Raw genomic sequence first — 3,042 nt, 5'->3', positions numbered from 1 at the left:
AGCATTTCCGCATGCGGCTAGTAAAACGATTGCCAACACGGGAGTGGCAGCGGTTTTCAAAAAGTGTTTCATGTGATTTTCAGTTTATTTTTTAGATTGTTTGCTTACATTCCAGCCATGCCAGCCATGGGATCGGCACCTTTTTTCAGGATATATTCCGAGTAGAGCAGATACGCGCCAGTTATCACCACAACATCGCCCGCTTTCAGACCTTCGGTAATTTCCACCAGGTTGAAATCCTCCATGCCGGTTTTTACCATCCGCGGGGCGAATTTTCCCTTTTCTTTTTCGATCCAGACGTGCGCGCCTTTGCCGTCGCGGATCACCGCATCAATTGGCAGGCTCAGCACATCTCCCTTGCTTTTAAGCGGTAGCTGAATGTTCGCCTGCATGCCGGGCTGCCACCTGTTCCCGGGATTGGGAATGCTTCCGCGCACCTGCAGCAACTGGCTGCCGCTTTGCAGGGATGGGTTGATGAACTGGATCGTCATGTTTTGCGGTTCGTTCTCCCAGCCGGCAACAACGACCTTGACAGATTGCCCTACGCGGACAAAGGACGCTTCCACAGGATAGACGTCGGCTTCGACCCAAAGCTGATCGAACGCCTCCAGGCGCATGACGGATCCACCTTCCGACACATATTGCCCTTCCGTTGCGGTCAGTTCCGAAACGATACCGCCGTAAGGCGCCGGATATGTCACGAACGCGCTGACTTTCCCTGACTGTACCAACTGGCTGATCTGTCCGTCGCTTTGATCGTACAGGGCCAGCTTCTGGCGGGCTGCCTTTTCGATTTGCTGAAATTGAGCGTCTTCCGGGAATTGCTTTGCCTGTGCCACGGCCAGAAGGTACTCCTGCTGGAGCGTGGCGAGTTGTTCCGAGTATATTTTATAAAGCGGTTGTCCTTTATTTACTCTTACGCCCGTTTCTTTTATATACAATACTTCAATCCGGCCTGGAACCCTACTGGAGATAATAGTGGTCTTTTCGGGATCGGTTGCGAGCCTGCCGTTTAGCTGCCGGAAATTCGCCAATGCGCCCGTTCCTACTGCCATCGTGGTAATATTCGCCAGTTTTATCTGGCTTTCACCCAGCGTAAGCGAGGCGTCCTTATTGGATTTGTCGAACGGAACGAGATCCATCCCGCAGATGGGGCATGTACCGGGTTTGTCCTGCACGATTTGCGGGTGCATCGGGCAGGTATATGTTTGTTTGTTTTCCCCGGAAGCCTCTTTTTTCCCGGCACCTGAACACGCTGCCAGAAACACTGCCGGCGCAATTGAAGCTAACGCAACTGCTTTTAAAAAACTTTTCCTTTCCATATCTTCAATTGTTGCAATTAGTTATTTGTTTTGATAAAACTTTCGCTATCAATTAAATAGTAGGCATTTGACGCTACTTTCCATGTGCTGATATCTGTGTCTATCTGTATCATGTCGTTCGTTTCAATCCCTGTCGTCACAGTCATTGGAAGGTAGGAATCCTGCTCCTTTTTGAACACCACGGACTTGTTGCCCAGCTTCAGTACCGCGCGCTTGGGAAGCCACCAGCCACCGGAGTATATAACCGGTACGTTCGCGCTGAGAAGCTGGCCTACATGGAACTGCCGATCGTTCAGGTAAACCCTGGCAATGGTAAAGTTCATCCCATTCCGGAAAACCGGTTCGATAAGGCCGACGCTACCGGATAGCATATGATTTTCATCGCTCGTGGGATAGAAAAGCAACTTTTGCCCTTGGCGGATGCGTGCCGCCAGTTGCGGAGGGAATGCAAATTCCGCTACCAGTGCCCTGTTCTGATAAATAGTGAAAAGAGACTGGCCGGCGCTCACATATTGACCTTCGCGGAGCATAACGGGCGTGGCGGTCGGTGCTGCTGGCGCTGGAGCTGCCGCAGCCGGCGCTGCACCGCTCATCCCGCTCATCCCGTCGCCGGAAGCCCCCCCGGAAGGCGCCGGCATTGCCGCTGCCGCCGATGGCGCGGTTGCCGTAGCCGATTTCTCCAGAATGTATCCATCGCTGTTGCTATATACAGGCACCCGGTAAAGTATATTACTGGTTTTCAGCACTTGTTCGATCTGAGCGCTCTGCATACCCAGCAATTGCAGCCGCTGCTTGGCTGCAGATAGCATTTCCCCGCCGTTTCTGGCTACGAGCAGCAGCTCACGCTGGGCGGCCGCGAGGTCTGGAGAGTAAACTTCCATAATCAATTGCCCTTTACGGATAGGCTGGAAGTTATACCTGATATAAAGGCGTTCGATACGCCCGCCGACCCGGCTGGAAATGCTCGTTTGGTTACGGGTATCGTAGGTGATGATACCGTACACGTCCGATGCATAAATTCGTGTCCCGGATTCCGCGCTTATCGCCGGAATGGTGGCAACGACCTGGGCGTTTACCGGTTTGGTCAACGCGTTGATACTGCTGTCCAGGGCCGGTTCGCTGTGGGCGTCTTTCGGTACGAGATCCATACCGCATATAGGGCATTTACCCGGTTTATCCTGAACGATCTGCGGATGCATTGGGCAGGTGTAAGTTTGACCCGCTTTATGCTCGGCATGATCGGTTTTCACACCTTTGCTCTTGCAAGCAGCCAATCCCAATATGGCGAAGGACAAGCCTACTAATATTTTAACGATATAATTGTTTCTCATAATCCACGATCATTTCATAAAGTTTTAACTTTTCGTCGAGCACGTTGGCCTGCATCATAGTGAGCGCCTCCCAGGAGTCGATCACGTTGGATAGCGCCAGTTTGTTCTCCTGGTAATTCAGGAAGTTGGCTTCCAGGGTTTGGCGGAGCGCGGGAACGATCTTGTCTTCCATTGCTTCGATCCGCTTTTGCATGGAAAGTATCTCATAGTGCATACCGTACAGCATGCCCTGTGTTTCCTGCAGCATGGCGGCTCTTTCTTTTTCCATCGCCTGAACTTCATATTTCATTCCCTTGACCCCGGATTTATACATTTTCGAAGACCATGGAGCGATCGGGATGCTTGCCATTACCATAGCACTGTAAGCATTCGGCATCATTCCGTCCAGC

Annotated in this window: 3 protein-coding genes; all 3 read right to left on the bottom strand. The window is 51.9% G+C overall.

Going from position 1 to position 3,042, the window contains the following annotated elements; genetic code table 11:
- Window positions 1-104: 104 nt before the first annotated feature.
- Entirely contained in the window at window positions 105-1,193 is a 1,089-nt protein-coding gene (locus Q0510_RS24450; RefSeq protein WP_298717836.1) for an efflux RND transporter periplasmic adaptor subunit, read from the bottom strand.
- Between the two features lie 146 nt (window positions 1,194-1,339).
- Window positions 1,340-2,653, bottom strand: coding sequence for an efflux RND transporter periplasmic adaptor subunit (locus Q0510_RS24445; protein ID WP_298717833.1), 1,314 nt, complete (start codon window positions 2,651-2,653; stop codon window positions 1,340-1,342).
- Window positions 2,631-3,042, bottom strand: a 412-nt coding sequence (locus tag Q0510_RS24440) for a hypothetical protein (protein ID WP_298717830.1), incomplete at its 5' end; no start/stop codon positions are given. The genes Q0510_RS24445 and Q0510_RS24440, both read right to left, overlap by 23 nt.

This window comes from uncultured Chitinophaga sp. (assembly GCF_937874145.1).
Lineage (GTDB): Bacteria > Bacteroidota > Bacteroidia > Chitinophagales > Chitinophagaceae > Chitinophaga.
This window is presented reverse-complemented; position numbering and strand designations above follow the sequence as displayed.